The sequence below is a fragment of the uncultured Tateyamaria sp. genome (assembly GCF_947487805.1).
Taxonomy (GTDB): domain Bacteria; phylum Pseudomonadota; class Alphaproteobacteria; order Rhodobacterales; family Rhodobacteraceae; genus Tateyamaria.
In genome coordinates this window covers 313,666-329,534 of record NZ_CANKXW010000005.1, presented here as the reverse complement: position 1 = coordinate 329,534, position 15,869 = coordinate 313,666, and the positions used below count along the sequence as shown (strand labels likewise).

Genomic DNA, 15,869 nt, shown 5'->3' with positions numbered 1-15,869 from the left:
TGCCCCAAACAGACACATTCCACTCCGTCGCTGAAGCCTCAAGCGCAAAGCTCAACGAAACGAGACCGGCAACGCCGCCAACGGCAAATTTATTCATGATGTTTCTCCCTTGGTGCGGGACCTTCTGGCCCGCTTGGGTCAGAGGCTAGCGCGGCAACACCGCTCTGCCAAGTCATGCATGGGTATCAGGGATGTGGGCTGATCGGCTTTTCCCGCGATTCGTGCGCATCCTCAGGGAATGACGACGATGTTGCCCACATGCGCCTTGTCGATAAATGCCTGCTGTGCCGCGCGCAGATCTGCGAGCGGATAGGTTGCGGCGACGAGGGGGCGGACGTCACCCGCAGAGATGTAGCCGACAAGATCCTGAAACACGTGGGGTGGGATGACGGTCGATCCGGTGAACGTCAGATCCCGCAGGTAGAGCGTGCGCAGATCAAGTTCGACCATTGGCCCCGCAATCGCACCGGAACATGTGTATCGCCCTCCGCGCGCCAGCACGTCGATCATGGTCGGAAAATATGGGCCGCCCACGATGTCGGCCACGACGCTGACCGTGTCCCGGCCAATCGCCGCGCGTAGCGCCGCACCGAGATCCTCCGGCGCGCGTGGCAACAGGGCGTCTGCACCGAGCTCCGCCATCTGGCCGTGCTTGGCCTCGGACGCCATGCCGATGACCGTCGCGCCGCGTCGTTTGGCCAATTGGATCAAGGCGGATCCGACCCCGCCGGACGCGCCGGTGACGAGAACGGTATCCTCCGCCGTCACGTTCGCACGGACCAGCATGCCCTCGGCTGTGGAATAGGAACAGGAAAACGTGGCCAGTTCGGCATCCGACATGTCGCTATCGATCACGGCAACATTGCGCCGGTCGGCGGTTGTGTATTGTGCAAAGCCGCCGTCGCGTTCGCTGCCGAAATAGCCGGTCTTGTCTCGGTTCATCGGATCGGACCAATCGCGCAACCAGCAATCCACGATGACCCGCTGGCCGATCAGATCCGCATCAGCGTTGGCGCCCACGGCGACCACTTTGCCCACCGCATCAGCGCCCTGAATACGCGGGAACTGAACCGGCGCGCCACCCCATGCCGGGTCGTCCTCACCCACATCGGAATAGCCATCGCCGCTGGTCGCGGCACTCACGGATTTCGAATACCACCCGGAGCGGGTGTTCACGTCCGTGTTGTTCAACCCGCAGGCTCCGACTTTGATCAGGACATCATCGGCGCCGATCTCGGGCACCGGCCAAGCGGGCTCAAACTCAATGGCATCCATGCCGCCGTGGCGCTTGAGCACGAAGGCATTCATCGTTGCGGGTAGTGTCATTGGGGTGTCCTTTGCGATCGGGCTTTGTCACTCTGCGTGACACAAAGGCCGATGCAATCTCAAGGTGTTTGCACAAACCGTGTCGTGTACCCAGAAAGGGTACAGCATTTGCATCCCCTCCACAGTAAGACAAGGACCCGAACCATGAGCCTCTTCGACGAAGACCTTTTCACAACCGGGCTGACCCAGCGCAAGGCGACGCTGGGCGCGGAATACGTCCAGCGCAATCTGGACGCCTCGGACGATTTCAATCGACCGTTTCAGGAGGCCATGACCGCGTGGTGCTGGGGCTTCGGCTGGGGTGACGATGCCATCGACGCCAAGACGCGCAGCCTGATGAACCTCGCCATGATCGGCGCATTGGGCAAGATGCAGGAATGGGAACTGCACTGCAACGGCGCGATCAACAATGGCTGTTCCGTCGAGGAAATCCGCGCCGCGGTGCACATGGTCGCGATCTATTGCGGGGTGCCCCAAGGCCTCGAAGCGTTTCGGGCCGCGCGCAAGGTGCTGACCGAGCGCGGCATGCTGTAATCAGGCGTTGATTCTGGACACGGCGGGGCTTCGCGGGTGAGCCGAGACACAATATGTCACACCACCCATGTCAATGCGCATGAATATTCCGCGGGCTCACTTTTCCCTCTGTCAAACAGGCATGCGGCATGCTTTGACATTCAAATCCGCGAAATCGCGGACAAATTTACTGATCTGTAAGAAAATTTTACAAATACACTATGCGCGGGGAAACTGATTTACATTAAAACCCTTATAATCCAGCCTTTTATTCCTTTCTTTTCAGTGATGCGTATTATCGCGACACGGGGAGAGAGGACCCAGCACACATGCACTAGCCATGGAGGACGGCTTTGCCTTGTGTGCCCTGTACCCCAGCGACCAAAGTGAAGATCCGGAGGACCCCGCATGCCAGACACGAAAACCTTTGCCCCATCGGCGGACATGGTGGCGAATGCCCATGTGGATGCCGCGACCTATGACGCCATGTATGCCGCGTCGATCAACGATCCGGACGCGTTCTGGGCGGAACATGGCAAGCGGATCGACTGGATCAAGCCGTTCACCCAGGTCAAGGACGTCAGCTATGATTTCGGCAACGTCAACATCAACTGGTATGCCGACGGCACTCTGAACGTCTCGGCCAATTGCATTGACCGCCACCTTGCCAGCCGGGGTGATCAGACAGCGATCATCTGGGAACCGGACAGCCCCGAGGATGAGGCGCAGCACATCACCTACACGCAGCTGCACGCCGAGACATGCAGAATGGCGAACGTGCTGAAATCGATGGGCGTCGGCAAAGGCGACCGGGTTGTGCTGTATCTACCCATGATCCCCGAGGCCGCCTATGCCATGTTGGCCTGCACCCGCATCGGGGCAATACATTCCATCGTGTTTGCCGGCTTCTCGCCGGATGCGCTGGCGGCGCGTGTGTCGGGCTGCGACGCCAAGGTTGTGATCACCGCCGATGGCGCGCCACGCGGTGGACGGACCACGAACCTCAAGGACAATGTGAACCAGGCGTTGATCAACGTGATCGACCCCACCAAGTGCCTGGTCGTGCAGCGCACCGGCCAGCAGATCGCATGGCGCGACGGGCTGGATTTCTGGCTGCACGAAGAGGCCGCCAAGGTCGACGCCGACTGTCCACCCGAAGAAATGGCGGCCGAAGACCCGCTCTTTATTCTCTATACATCCGGCTCCACCGGCCAGCCCAAAGGCGTCGTGCACACCACGGGCGGCTATCTGGTCTATGCGGCGCTGACGCACCAGATGACCTTTGATTACCATGACGGTGATGTTTACTGGTGCACCGCGGATGTCGGCTGGGTCACGGGTCACAGCTATATCGTCTATGGTCCGCTCGCCAACGGGGCCACGACCCTGATGTTCGAAGGGGTGCCGACCTATCCGGACGCGTCGCGGTTCTGGCAGGTCTGTGAAAAGCACAAAGTGGCGCAGTTCTACACTGCGCCGACCGCGCTGCGTGCGCTGATGGGACAAGGCAACAGCTTTGTCGAAAAGGCGGACCTGTCGTCACTGAAGCTGCTGGGCACCGTGGGCGAGCCGATCAATCCAGAGGCGTGGAACTGGTACTACAATGTCGTCGGTGGCGGACGTTGCCCCATCGTTGACACATGGTGGCAGACCGAAACCGGCGGCCACCTGATGACCCCCCTGCCCGGCGCGCACGCGACCAAGCCCGGCTCGGCGATGAAACCGTTTTTCGGCATCAAACCGGTTGTGCTGGAGCCTGCCTCGGGAGAGATCACCGAAGGCAACGGGGTCGAGGGCGTTCTGTGCATTGCCGACAGCTGGCCCGGACAGATGCGCACCGTCTGGGGCGACCATGAGCGGTTCGAGAACACCTATTTCTCTGACTACAAAGGGTATTATTTCACTGGCGACGGGTGCCGCCGCGATGAGGACGGCGATTACTGGATCACCGGACGCGTGGATGACGTGATCAATGTGTCGGGCCACCGGATGGGCACGGCCGAGGTGGAAAGCGCGCTGGTCGCCCATGCCAAGGTGGCCGAGGCCGCGGTCGTCGGATACCCGCACGACATCAAGGGTCAGGGCATCTATTGCTATGTCACGCTGATGAACGGCGAAGAGCCAAACGAAGAGCTTCGCAAGGAATTGCGCACATGGGTGCGGCAGGAAATCGGCCCCATCGCGTCGCCTGACCTGATCCAGTGGGCTCCGGGTCTGCCCAAGACGCGGTCGGGCAAGATCATGCGCCGCATCCTGCGCAAGATCGCCGAGGATGATTTCGGCGCTCTTGGGGATACATCGACGCTGGCCGATCCATCCGTTGTGGACGACCTGATCGAAAACCGCATGAACAAGGGCTGAGGTCATGGACGGTACATCCCACCCAGCGACACCCCCCGTTCTGATCCTGCTTGGCCCGCCCGGAGCAGGCAAGGGGACGCAAGCCCGCATGCTTGAGGAACGGTTTGGTTATGTTCAACTGTCCACAGGTGACCTGCTGCGTGCCGCCGTGGCGGCGGGCACTGATGCGGGCAAGGCCGCCGACGCCGTGATGAAGGCAGGCGGGCTGGTCAGCGACCAGATCGTGATCGACATCCTGCGCGACCGCATCGCCGAGCCTGATTGCGCGCAGGGCGTCATCCTTGACGGCTTTCCACGCACCACCGTCCAGGCCGAGGCGCTGGACACGCTCCTGATCGAAAGCAGCCAGCAGATCGACGCCGCAATTTCACTTGAAGTGGATGATGCCGCCATGGTGACCCGAATTGCCGGGCGCTATACCTGTGCGGGATGCGGCGAAGGGTATCACGACAGCTTCAAGATCCCGACGCGGGACGGCATCTGTGACAATTGCGGCGGGACCGAGATGAAGCGGCGTGCCGACGACACGGTCGAGGCCGTCGGCGCGCGGCTGGAGGCCTACCACGCGCAAACCGCGCCATTGATTTCGTACTATGATGACAAGGGCGTGCTGCAACGCATTGGTGCGATGGGCCCCATCGACGAGGTCGCAACAACTTTGGGTCGGGTGGTCACAGCCGCCACCACAACATAAAATCGGGGAGCGTCCTGCGACGCTCCCCGATGTAACCACTCACCATACATATCGTTTATCCGGCGACGCGCTCCAGCTGGATATTCCCCACACCCACTGCAAGGTTCACACCGGTTTGCGTGCCAAGGCTGACCGGTTGGAGAGTCAACTGGTCTTCCCCACCGCCGACCATCACGTTGCCTTCAACACCGACGCCAAGCGTCGCCTGGGCCGACACACCTCGATAGGTGCCGTCAAGGCCTGCTTCGGGAATGCCGCGCTCTGTCGGAGCCAACACGGCCCAGCGCATCACACCTTTTTGCGTGGCACCCACATTCAGGCCGAAACGCGTGATTTCACCGGTATAGATTTCATCAGACAGAGAACTGTCCGCCGGGTTGAAGGTGCAGCTCAGGTCACGGGCCTGCTTCAGCTCGATGAGCTTGTCTGTATCGGCGACATCACAGGACAACATGCCCACTTCGATGTGATCCACGGTTTCACCGTCACCAATTGTCCCGGTGTCGGCCAAGGCCGCGGTTGCCGTGATCGCTGTCATTGCCAGTGCGCCTGCAAACGTGCGTTGACGTGTCATCGTATGTCTCCTTCATGTCTTCTCTGAGCGGTCAACGCGCTGCGGTCGCTTTGGTTCCACCTGATCCGGATTGCAAATCGCGCCATCCAGCAATCAATTCGCGCCAAGGCTCTGGCCTTGATCACTCATCCACCCCATTTTTAAGAGATGACCCAAGACACCCAGATCCGATACAAGATCGCCCGCACCACCCAACAGTTGTGCGGGCTGCTGCAAATCGATCCGGTCGCCGTGCTGCGGCGGATGCGCTATCCGCCCGACTTTTTCGAAACCGAAGGGCGCGGTGTTACAGCGGCAGAATATTTCGCGGGCTGGAACGCGCTAATGGCGGAATCCGGTCGGGACGACACCCCGATCTTTCTGGGGCAGGCCTATGCGCGCGGTCCGTTCAACCCTGCGTTCTTCGCCTTTACATGTAGCCCGACAGTGGCGGTCGGTCTGGACCGGCTGGCCCTGTTCAAACCCCTGACCGGGCCGCTCTGCCTGGGTTCAAAGCGTACCGAGACCGGGGATCTGCGTATAATCAAATCGTCGAATGTCCCGGCGATACCCCTGCCCGCCACATTTGCCGCAACCGAATTTGTGTTTCTGATCGAAGCCATCCGCGCCTGTACCGGGCATCACGTCGTGCCGCGGGCGGCAACCTTGCCAGCGACGGTGCCTTGCCTGAAACAGATCGAGGATTTTGCGGGATGCGCGGTCACCATCGGTCCGGCGGCAGCTCTGACGCTGCATCAGGACGACGCGGACCGGGTTCTGCTGTCGGCAGACCCGGATCAGTGGGCACAGCTGGAACCGAACTTTCGGCGGCAGATGCAGGTGCAACTGTCCGAACAGGCCGTCAGCGCACGGGTACGCGCCATCCTTCCCGAAATGCTGCCCGCAGGTGAGGCCACCATAGACGCCGCGGCGGCGCGCCTGCGGCTGAGCGGGCGGAGCCTGCAGCGCAAACTCAAGGACGAAGGCACGCGGTTTCAAAACTTGCTGGATGAGACGCGCGAAGATCTTGCGCGGCAATATCTCGGGCTGACCGATCTGAACGTCGAAGAGATCAGTTACCTGCTGGCCTACCGCGATCCGAACTCTTTTTACCGCGCGTTCCAGAACTGGACGGGCCAGACCCCGTTGGCGGTGCGCCTCGATGCTCAGGGGGCGACCGTCACGTCGTGACGGTACACCCAGTCCTGCCGCGCATGGATCAGACCGGGGGCCAATCGCGCGCCTATCGTCATGGGCCCGTAAAATCCGACACGGCCCAGCCATGTGGCCCGGTGGAACAGCCGCGCATTGGCGCGCGATCCGGCCTGTATCCGTGATACCCGGTCAATGCGCGCATCACGGAACGCCTGCAAGGCTGCGGGTATATCCGCATGGCCCACGTCAAGACAGGCAGCCAGCACCCAGGCATCCTCCAGCGCTTGCACGGCGCCTTGCGCCATTGATGGCAACATCGGGTGGCTCGCGTCGCCCAGCAGGACGACGGGCCCGTCATGCCATCGCGGCAGTGGCGCGCGGTCGAAGAGCGCCCATTTGTTCAGCAGCGGAGCCTCGGCAATCAGCCGGGCGATGGTCGGGTGCCAGCCGTGGAAGTCCGCTTGCACGTCCGCCCGCGACCCTTCGATCCGCCAGCCTTCGGGCCCGGGATCCGGCGTTTCGACCATGCCGACGAAATTGGCCAACGTACCGCCACGCAGCCGGGTCGTGACCGCGTGCCGCTTGTTTCCCGCCCAGACGCATGCCGTGGGCGGTGGCGCATACGCGCCGAGCGCATCCACGGGCACAACCGCGCGCCACGCCACATTGCCGGTATAGATTGGCTGGTCCGGCCCCAGGATCTGTGTGCGGATCACCGAGTGCAGCCCGTCCGCCCCGACGATAACGTCACCTTCCTCGGCCGTGCCGCCGACCTTTAACGCGGCCCGTGCGCCGATCTTTTCGTATCCGGTAACTGTCTGCCCGGTGTGCACCGCGTTCGGGGAAATCTCGGCCAGGCGCGCCGCAAGCGCATCAACTAGATCCGCCCGGTGCACGTGCATGTAGGGTGCACCCCAACGCTCCTTCGCATAACCCTTCATGGGCAGTCGAAAGACCGGGCGCCCGGACCGGCCCATGCGCATCTCGATGGCCTCCGGCTCAAACGCCGTGAGGCGCAGTCGGTCAACAACACCAAGCGCCTTCAGAACCTTCCAGCCATTGGGAGAAATCTGAAGACCCGCACCAATCTCGGACAGGGCCGGTGCTTGTTCGTGTACCGACACGGCGTGCCCGCGCAGCGCGCAGGCGATGGCCGTGGCAAGCCCACCAATGCCGCCCCCTGCGATGACGATTTTCACGTCAGAACCCCGTCGGCGCGCAGCTGCTCAATCGCTGCTGTATCGTATCCCAGCCTGTCCAGAATTGAGTGCGTGTCCGCCCCTGGCCCGGTGGGTGCGGTGATGGCACGGGCAGGCGTCGCACTCAGCCGCGGCGCGGGTGCCGCCTGTTGCACACCGTCCACGGTGACATAGACACCCCGGGGGCCAAGATGGGCGTCCTCTGCCGCCTCTTGCAGGGTCAACACCGGCGCCACGCAGGCATCCGTGCCGGCAAACACCTCCACCCAGTGGTCGCGGTGGTGGCGCGCAAAAATCCCTGCAAACCGTTCCGAGGTGGCGGGCCACCCCGCGCGGTCCATCTGTTCGGGCAGATCCGCCGAATCAACGCCAAGACCTTGCAGCAGCAATTCGTAGAACTGCGGCTCCAGCGCGCCTACAGCGACATCGCGCCCGTCCGCGCAACGGTAGCAGCGATAGAACGGCGCCGCGCCATCCAGCCAATTGCCGCCCGGATTGTGCCAGCCGCCGCTGGCCATCATCCCGTGGATCAAGCCCATCATCGCGGGCACTCCGTCAATCATTGCGGCATCAACCACCTGTCCTTTGCCTGTCACCCCGCGCGCGATCACAGCCGACAGAAGACCATACAGCAGGAACATCGTCCCACCGCCATAATCCGCGACAAGGTTCAGTGGCGGGCGCGCTGGCGCGTCCGCCGTGGCCATCAGGCTCAGCACGCCGGTTTGCGCCAGATAGGTGATGTCGTGACCCGCAGTGTGCGCCAGTGGGCCGGTCTGCCCCCATCCCGTCATGCGCCCGTAAATCAGGGTGTCAGAGCATGCCTCGGGGCCAAGGCCCAAGCGTTCCATAACGCCGGGGCGGAACCCTTCGATCAGGACATCCGCATCGTTGATCAGAGCCTTGGCAATGTGCAGACCGTGGTCAGACTTGAGGTTGAGCGCAATCGACGCCTTGCCGCGTCGGTTTACATCATGCGCCTGCGCCGGGGCCGAGGCACGGTCGATCACAGTCACCTCTGCGCCCATGTCCGCCAGCATCTGCCCGGCCAGAGGCGCGGGACCGAGCCCCGCAAATTCCACCACCTTCAATGTCGCCAGAGGACCATCCATGCCTGTGCCCTTGTTTCGCCGTCCAGCCGATTGGACAGAATGCGCGAGCCAGGTGCAAGTCCGTTCCGTCCGATGCGATCAAACCCCGTCCAACAGGAGATCGCGCGCGAAGGCAATGCGCGGATGCCGCAAGGCCGATCTGGTCCAGACAAGAAAGATCTCGTTTTCCGGAGCGCGTGCCCCACTGCCCAACATGTGCAACGTGCCTGCATCCATCGACCTTGCACAAAGGTAGTCAGGGATCACCGACCATCCTGCCCCGGCCTCGACCAGCGCGCGCAACACCCGGATGTCCGGGGCGGTGACCGCGGGCTCCTGCGCCGCCATCGTGACATCGTTCTGTGCGCACCAGTCGCGCACAAGGGGTAAGTCTGTGTCGTAGGCCACGAACGGTTCGCTGGCGAGCGCCCCGGACATATCCGCCGCTGCATTGATCCGCGCGGCCATGGCGGGTGCTGCAACGGCGAGCAGCTTTTCGGAACTGACCCTTTGCCCGGCCAGTTGCGGGCCGTCGGGGCGAGACGCGGTAAAGGCCAGGTCCACCTCGCCTGCTTGCAAGGCCTCATAGATCGATGACCGCCCGCCCAGGCGCACACGCGCCTGCACCCCTGCTTCGGCCAGCTTGCACAGGTGAGGCGCGATTTTTTCCGCCATCAATTCCGCCGGGCCCGCAATATGCACCACGCCCGACAGGTTGGATGATCGGGCCTGCATCCGCGCCAGCGCGGCTTCTGCCCGGTCGAGACCATCGCCGACTTGTGCGGCCAAATCACGGGCAAAGGCCGTGGGCTCAACGCCACGCGGCTTGCGCTCGAACAGTTTGCGATCCAGCTGTGCCTCAAGTGCCATGATGTGCTGCGACACCGCAGGCTGCGTAAGATTGAGATTGCGCGCCGCCGTACTGATCGACTGGCAGCGAAATGTTTCGATGAACGATCTGAGGTTTTGCAAGGACATGGAGTTATATCAATATTTTTATGCCTAAGCGCAAATCGTTTTATTTTTCCTTATGCAAGCTCGCACCTACCTGCCCCTGAGACAAAAAAACAGGAGACAGTCATGACACCCGCAAAAATCCTCATTATCGCCACTTCGGCCAAACAGATGGACAATGGCGAGGCCACGGGCCTTTGGCTCGAGGAACTGACCACACCTTACTATGCGTTCACGGATGGTGGGGCGGATGTCACGGTGGCCTCCATCGCCGGCGGCAAGATCCCCGTCGATGACCGCAGCTTGTCGCCCGAAGGCGAGAACGACGCGTCTGTGGAACGCTATCTTGCGGACGAGGACACCCAAGCCCTGTTCGCCGCAACCCCAAAGTTCACCGAGATCGATACATCCGGCTTCGACGCGGTCTTTTTGCCGGGCGGACATGGCACGATGTTCGATTACCCCCAAGACCCGGACCTGGCTGAACTGGTCACAACGTTCAACGCGCAGGGAAAAATCGTGTCCGCGGTCTGCCATGGCCCTGCCGGTCTTGTCAGCGCCAAGGCCGCAGACGGGAGCCCATTGGTCAAAGGGCGCAAGCTTGCCGCCTTTACCGACAGTGAGGAAGTCGCCGTGGGGCTTCAGGATGCGGTGCCTTTCCTGCTCGAGAGCAGGTTGAAGGAGCTTGGCGCGCACCATGTATCCGCCCCTGATTTTCAGGCCTTTGCAGTGCGTGATGCGAACCTGATCACAGGCCAAAACCCGGCCTCGGCAACCAAGACCGCAGCTCTGGTAATGGATGCCATCGCCGAGCGCGCATAGGCACTGATGGTGGCCCCTTGCCACCGAACCAGGTGCAAGGGGCACAAACCGCCATGTCGCAAACCTGACCGCCCTGCGCAATGCGCGGAACGGTCAGGTTCTATTGTGACACCTTACAAAATCAGGTCTGATGCCAAGATCGCCGGGCCACCATCCAAGAGCAGCACAGCGTTGGCGGCGCCGTTCCCGCTGGTGTCGATCATCAGCGCCCCGGTCCCGCCAAAGACACCGTAGATGATCTCGTCCTCTGTGCCCGAGAAGAAGCCCATGCTGTTGAAGGTGAACGCCTGATCCCCCACCGCGCTATCTGTATCGATGAGCGAGAAATCAATCATGTCGATGCCGCTTTCAAAGTCGGTAATCCGATCAAAGACCGTGACCGACGATCCAATGTCCGAGACAGAGTCAAAGATGAACGTATCCATCCCCGCGCCGCCGGTCATCGTGTTCTGCGAGGACCCCGCAAGGAACGTATCATTGCCAGCGCCGCCATCGGCATCGGTGATCGAGTTCAAATTGAAACTATCGTCAAAACCTGAGCCGATGATCATGTCGATATCACGCAAGGTGTCCGTTTCAGATCCGCTCTTGGTCACGCTGGAGGACACCAAGGTGATGCCTTGGCCCCATGCCGAATAGTCAGCCGTGTCAAAGTCCCCACTTGCAACAGAAGAGCTTGGCGCGCCGTCAAGGAGGTCGTTGCCGGCCGATGCAAGCAGAACATCATCGCCACCGCCCCCCTGCACGGTGTCGTTGCCGATCCCGCCGTCCAGCGTGTCATTGCCAAGGTCACCCGCAAGGTTGTCATTGCCGACCCCACCAAGCACAGAGTCATTTCCATCCCCACCGGACAGCGCGTCGTTTCCGTCCAAACCGTTGAGAATGTCATTGCCGCCCGCACCAAACAACCGGTTCACAGCGGCATCACCCGTCAACACATCGTTCTGGTTCGAGCCTTCGAGATCTTCGATGTCTCTGAGACGGTCGGTCCGGTTTGCATTGACGGATTGGAAACCACCGAGGCGCAGGTCAACGGTGACGCCAAGTGACGCGTCAATGTAGGACGCCATATCCGTGCCGGTCCCACCGTCAAGCGCATTGGTGCCGGTGCCGCCAAGCAACAGATCGTCGCCTGTTTCACCAAAGAGGAAATCGTCCCCGGCCCCGCCAATCAGAGTATCCAAACCAGCGTCGCCGCGGATCGTATCATTGCCGGCCTGGCCATCGATCAAATTGTTGCTGGTATTGCCCAGCAAAAGATCGTTGGCCTGTCCGCCAATCAGGTTTTGAATATTGGTGATGGTGTCGACATCTCCGCCCAAAGTATTCTGTGCGACCGTGATATTCAGATCCACACGGACATTTGTCAGGATGTCCGAATAGCTGGCCGTGTTGTTTCCAAGACCACCATCAATTTCATCGCGACCAAGGCCGCCTTGTAGCAAGTCGTCGCCCTCGTTCCCGAACAGCCGGTCATTGTCCGCGCCGCCGACAAGAGTGTCATTGCCCTCGCGCCCTTCAATAAAGTCCCGACCGCCACCGCCCAGTATTTCATTGTCCAGCGCGTTGCCACGCAGGATGTCGTTGAAATCGGTGCCGATCACACCTTCGAGCTGGGTTTGCGAAGCAATGCCAAGCGCCGAGTCAATCGCAGTCAACACGTTTGCACTGTCGCTGGCCAATTGCACGACTGATCCGAACCCAAACTGACCAACCAGGTTGTTGTAGTTGCCTATTTGGCTGCTCGTGACAGCAAAGATCGGCAGGATCCCCGCGTTCAACAAGGCCAGCCGTACCTGTTCTACCGTCGGATAGTCCTCGCCAGTGCCCGGTGGGGTGCCGTCGAGCTGATCGTCACCGTTGTTCGGGGGCGCCGTCGAAAAATCGCCCGCGCGGTGGTAGTCGGCATCCGTAAAGAGCACCACAATCCGGTTCGAGTTGCTGTCAAATCCTACCTCCTCCTCACGGTTGGCAATCTGCAGCAGCGCCTCAAGTTGCGACTCCTGTCCGTCACCGCCACCGAGGATGGTCAGATTTGCGTAAGCGGCCTGAATCGCAGCGGCATCCGTGGTCATGCTCAGATCCGTCCGGTACGGATAGTCCGCACCTGACCCGAAACCGGCGACCGGTTTATCGACATAGCTTGTCACGGCAAAGGCCGCAGAGCTGGAGAACGATTGTACAGAACTGACAATGTCAGGCACCAGCGCAGTCACATTGTCGATGTCATCGCTAAACGAACCCGACAAATCCTGAGCAAAGGCAATGTTGATGCCGCCGCCGATATCATCAATGCCGCTGGGGTCCACGATAATGTCACGGCCATCCATCGTCCCGATCTTGGTGCGCGTCAGGTCGATGTTCACCCCGGACATGCCCGCCGACAGATCAACCGTATCGACGCCGAGGAAGTCATCGATGTTGACAGTGCCCGTTCCGTTCGACTGTACTACATAAAGATCGTCACCCGAGCCGCCCACCAGGGTATCTTCGCCCTCGCTAGAGACAAGCGTATCGTTTCCAAATCCGCCAAAGGCGGCATCGTCTCCGGGGCCGGTTAGGATGTAGTCGTCTCCATCGCCGCCCAGCAAAGTATCATTGCCCTGATTGCCGAACAGCCGGTCGTCACCCTCGAACCCGTCGATCAGGTTGTCGCCCGACGTGCCCCGAAGTGTATCGTTCATCGTCGTGCCGATGATATTTTCGATCTGGAGGAACCTGTCGATCGATCCGTCGCCGGTGGTCTGGAAGCCAGTCACCCGCAAGTCGACATTTGCACCGGTGATCGCGGCGATGCCGGACAAATCGGCGGTGTCGGAATCGCCGCCACCGACCAGAACGTCGTTGCCGCCGCCCCCGGTAAGCGTGTCATCGCCATTGCCACCGCGCAGCGTATCATTGCCGCCGCCGCCCAAGAGCACGTTGGCACCATTGTCGCCCGTCAGGTCATCGGCAAAATCCGACCCAACAACGCCTTCGATTCCCGACAGAATGTCGGCCCCATCCGGTCCGGCGCTTGTACCGGCCAATAGGTCTACGGTCATGGCCCCGGTCGCGGTGGAATAGTCGGCAAAGTCAAACCCGGCCCCGCCGTTCAGACTGTCATTGCCCAGACCACCGCGCAATGTGTCATCGCCATCACCACCCTCGAGCGTGTCGTTGCCGGCATCGCCAATCAGCAGGTCGTCACCGTCCTCGCCGCGCAGCAGGTCAAGGCCCCCGCCACCGACAACCGTGTCGTCTCCGCTGCCCGCGAGGATGGTGTCATCGCCGGCGATCCGTCCTGTCAGACTGTCATCAAAGCTTGATCCGATCAGCTGTTCGAAGTTTCGGATCTGGTCGGTTCCGGCTCCGCCTGTGTTTTGCAGACCGGTGTTGTTCAGATCGACCGTCACGCCCGCGACTGCATCAAAATAGGTGACGGCATCAATGCCAGCGTTGCCGTTCAGATCATCGTCGCCCGCGCCTCCACCGATAGTATCGTCGCCGCCATTGCCGGTGATGGTGTCATCCCCATCGCCGCCGAGGAGTTCGTTGTTCAGGACATTGCCTTCCAGCGAGTCGTTGCCAATTGACCCGTGCAGGTTCTCGATACTGATGAACGTGTCATTTCCGCCTGCGCTCGTGGCTTGGACAACGCCCTGCGTCCGCAGGCTCGCATTCACACCCGTGCTGGACGTGAGGGATGCGTAGCTGACCGTATCGTTGCCATTTCGACCATCCAGAACGTCATCTGAAAAGCGCGAATTGCCACCATCGAGGATGTTGTCTCCGTTGCTGCCGGTCAGCGTGTCGTCGCCCGTCCCACCAATCAGGTTCTCGACAGAAATCAAGCGGACGGTTCCTGTGGACACCGTCTGTGCCGCCGTTGTGAGTAGGCTCAGGTTCAACGCCGCCGAGGTGTTGGCGTGATACGTGTCACTGCCCGCGCCACCATTCACCGTGTCATTGCCACGGATGTCGAAGGAAACAAAGCGGTCGTCCCCGTCAAAGCCGTTGATGCGGTTATCAAGTTCGTTCAACCCAATCAGGTCGTCGAAATTCGAGCCGTTTAGATTTTCGACCCCGTCCGAAAAGGTGTTGCCCGATGACGTATCAATGCCACCCGGAACAAAACTGTTCAGCGTTGACAGCGACCCGTCCAGATTGATGCGGATACCGGTTGTCATCATCGACGCATTGATGGTGTCAATCTCCGTGCCACCGCGCACCGTGTCGCCCGCATCGACGCCAAGAAACAGGTCATTCCCTGCGCCGCCATCCATGGAGTCGCGCCCGTCACCACCAGCTAACGTATCGTTGCCAATCTGCCCGCGCAGAGTGTCATTGCCACCGTCACCGCGCAGATTGTCGTTGTTGTCCCCACCGTCCAGAAGATCATTTCCAGCACCGCCATCCAACGTGTCGTTGCCGAGGTCACCAAACAACTGGTCGGTGCCATCGTCGCCACGCAGCATATCGTTGTCGTCGCCGCCGCGCATCGTATCGTTGCCTGCGCCACCGTTCAGCGTATCCAATCCGGCACCGCCAAGAATCGAATCGTTCCCGTCGCCGCCGTTCAAAAGGTCATTGCCCAAGCCACCGTCCATCGTGTCGCGCTGGTTCGTTGCAGAAAGCGTATCGTTGCCAGTAGACCCGGTGAACACGTTTGAGAATTCCTGGATCAACGCGACCAGAGTTGCCGGATCAAGAGACGCAGAGAACGTCGAAGCAGGCACCGAAAAACCACTGACGTCGTAAACCGGGCTACCGCCGTTGGTCACAATAATGCTTGTGACCGTTCCCGTATCAGGCAACGCACCCGAGCCGCTCGGAACCGTAAAGCCCGAGCCCACGATTTGGACGGTAAAACCGGCTTCCGGTCCGGAATTGATCGTGAACGTGAAGGACGTCGTTGTCTGCACACCGGCGGTTCGAGGCTGGTTCGTAAACGTCAGAAAATTCAGGTTTGTGTTTACAGCAGTCGAAAAAATGAAATCGGTCATATCGTTTCGCCTTTCAAGTCAATTCAAATAAAAGCCGACCTCGGGGTCGCGGCCAATTCGATGAAAAAATCTGAGCCGGTGGCCGTGCAAAATAGTGCATCTAGGAATCACGCTAGGATGATGCGCGACGTTATCGACGTTTCGCAAGGATTCATTTTGAGTGAATATCGAGGAAAATCGAAGGAAATGCGGCTGGTTTCTCACGATCCCCATGGG

At 60.7% G+C, this 15,869-nt stretch carries 11 protein-coding genes; 5 read left to right on the top strand and 6 right to left on the bottom strand.

The window, feature by feature from the left end; translation table 11 throughout:
• Nucleotides 1–231: 231 nt before the first annotated feature.
• Entirely contained in the window at nt 232–1,326 is a 1,095-nt protein-coding gene (locus tag Q0949_RS14540; protein ID WP_299373640.1) for an alcohol dehydrogenase family protein, read from the bottom strand.
• Between the two features lie 144 nt (nt 1,327–1,470).
• Between Q0949_RS14540 and Q0949_RS14535 the strand changes: the two genes are divergently transcribed.
• The 3 genes from Q0949_RS14535 (at nt 1,471) to Q0949_RS14525 (ending at nt 4,894) form a co-directional block, all read left to right on the top strand.
• Complete coding sequence (locus Q0949_RS14535; RefSeq protein WP_299373638.1) at nt 1,471–1,860, top strand: carboxymuconolactone decarboxylase family protein; 390 nt, start codon at nt 1,471–1,473, stop codon at nt 1,858–1,860.
• A gap of 387 nt (nt 1,861–2,247) precedes the next feature.
• Nucleotides 2,248–4,200: an acetate--CoA ligase gene (gene acs / locus Q0949_RS14530; RefSeq protein WP_299373636.1), complete on the top strand. Its 1,953-nt coding sequence runs from the start codon at nt 2,248–2,250 to the stop codon at nt 4,198–4,200.
• 4 nt (nt 4,201–4,204) lie between these two features.
• A complete protein-coding gene (locus Q0949_RS14525; protein ID WP_299373634.1) occupies nt 4,205–4,894 on the top strand; it encodes an adenylate kinase in 690 nt (229 codons plus the stop codon).
• Between the two features lie 55 nt (nt 4,895–4,949).
• Here the strand turns inward: Q0949_RS14525 and Q0949_RS14520 are convergent, their stop codons facing one another.
• Nucleotides 4,950–5,468, bottom strand: a complete 519-nt coding sequence (locus tag Q0949_RS14520) for a DUF992 domain-containing protein (RefSeq protein ID WP_299373632.1) — start codon at nt 5,466–5,468, stop codon at nt 4,950–4,952.
• Nucleotides 5,469–5,615: 147 nt separating this feature from the next.
• On the opposite strand from Q0949_RS14520, the gene Q0949_RS14515 reads away from it, so the two are divergent.
• Nucleotides 5,616–6,638 (top strand): AraC family transcriptional regulator, encoded by a 1,023-nt coding sequence (locus tag Q0949_RS14515; RefSeq protein ID WP_299373629.1) that lies wholly within the window; start codon nt 5,616–5,618, stop codon nt 6,636–6,638.
• Here the strand turns inward: Q0949_RS14515 and Q0949_RS14510 are convergent.
• From Q0949_RS14510 to Q0949_RS14500, 3 genes are all read right to left on the bottom strand, one after another.
• Nucleotides 6,614–7,801, bottom strand: a complete 1,188-nt coding sequence (locus Q0949_RS14510; protein WP_299373625.1) for an FAD-dependent monooxygenase — start codon at nt 7,799–7,801, stop codon at nt 6,614–6,616. The two genes, Q0949_RS14515 and Q0949_RS14510, sit on opposite strands and share 25 nt — an antisense overlap.
• Nucleotides 7,798–8,913 (bottom strand): CaiB/BaiF CoA-transferase family protein, encoded by a 1,116-nt coding sequence (locus Q0949_RS14505; RefSeq protein WP_299373622.1) that lies wholly within the window; start codon nt 8,911–8,913, stop codon nt 7,798–7,800. Before Q0949_RS14505 ends, Q0949_RS14510 begins: the two co-directional genes overlap by 4 nt.
• Before the next feature lie 78 nt (nt 8,914–8,991).
• The gene (locus Q0949_RS14500) at nt 8,992–9,870 is read right to left on the bottom strand and encodes a LysR family transcriptional regulator (RefSeq protein WP_299373618.1); all 879 of its coding nucleotides are present in this window, start codon (nt 9,868–9,870) and stop codon (nt 8,992–8,994) included.
• A 102-nt stretch (nt 9,871–9,972) separates the two neighbouring features.
• Here Q0949_RS14500 and Q0949_RS14495 point away from each other — a divergent pair, with 102 nt between their 5' ends.
• Nucleotides 9,973–10,668 carry a type 1 glutamine amidotransferase domain-containing protein gene (locus Q0949_RS14495; RefSeq protein ID WP_299373615.1) on the top strand — a complete coding sequence of 232 codons (696 nt, stop codon included), beginning with the start codon at nt 9,973–9,975 and terminating at the stop codon, nt 10,666–10,668.
• Between the two features lie 113 nt (nt 10,669–10,781).
• On the opposite strand, the gene Q0949_RS14490 is transcribed toward Q0949_RS14495, so the two are convergent.
• Nucleotides 10,782–15,653 (bottom strand): hypothetical protein, encoded by a 4,872-nt coding sequence (locus tag Q0949_RS14490; RefSeq protein WP_299373612.1) that lies wholly within the window; start codon nt 15,651–15,653, stop codon nt 10,782–10,784.
• Between the last annotated feature and the right edge of the window lie 216 nt (nt 15,654–15,869).

What these genes read in the sequence shown, in the direction of transcription:
- Q0949_RS14540 (WP_299373640.1), bottom strand. Translation starts at nt 1,326, where the DNA reads ATGACACTACCCGCAACGATGAATGCCTTCGTGCTCAAGCGCCACGGC.
- Q0949_RS14535 (WP_299373638.1), top strand. Translation starts at nt 1,471, where the DNA reads ATGAGCCTCTTCGACGAAGACCTTTTCACAACCGGGCTGACCCAGCGC.
- acs (WP_299373636.1), top strand. Translation starts at nt 2,248, where the DNA reads ATGCCAGACACGAAAACCTTTGCCCCATCGGCGGACATGGTGGCGAAT.
- Q0949_RS14525 (WP_299373634.1), top strand. Translation starts at nt 4,205, where the DNA reads ATGGACGGTACATCCCACCCAGCGACACCCCCCGTTCTGATCCTGCTT.
- Q0949_RS14520 (WP_299373632.1), bottom strand. Translation starts at nt 5,468, where the DNA reads ATGACACGTCAACGCACGTTTGCAGGCGCACTGGCAATGACAGCGATC.
- Q0949_RS14515 (WP_299373629.1), top strand. Translation starts at nt 5,616, where the DNA reads ATGACCCAAGACACCCAGATCCGATACAAGATCGCCCGCACCACCCAA.
- Q0949_RS14505 (WP_299373622.1), bottom strand. Translation starts at nt 8,913, where the DNA reads ATGGATGGTCCTCTGGCGACATTGAAGGTGGTGGAATTTGCGGGGCTC.
- Q0949_RS14500 (WP_299373618.1), bottom strand. Translation starts at nt 9,870, where the DNA reads ATGTCCTTGCAAAACCTCAGATCGTTCATCGAAACATTTCGCTGCCAG.
- Q0949_RS14495 (WP_299373615.1), top strand. Translation starts at nt 9,973, where the DNA reads ATGACACCCGCAAAAATCCTCATTATCGCCACTTCGGCCAAACAGATG.
- Q0949_RS14490 (WP_299373612.1), bottom strand. Translation starts at nt 15,653, where the DNA reads ATGACCGATTTCATTTTTTCGACTGCTGTAAACACAAACCTGAATTTT.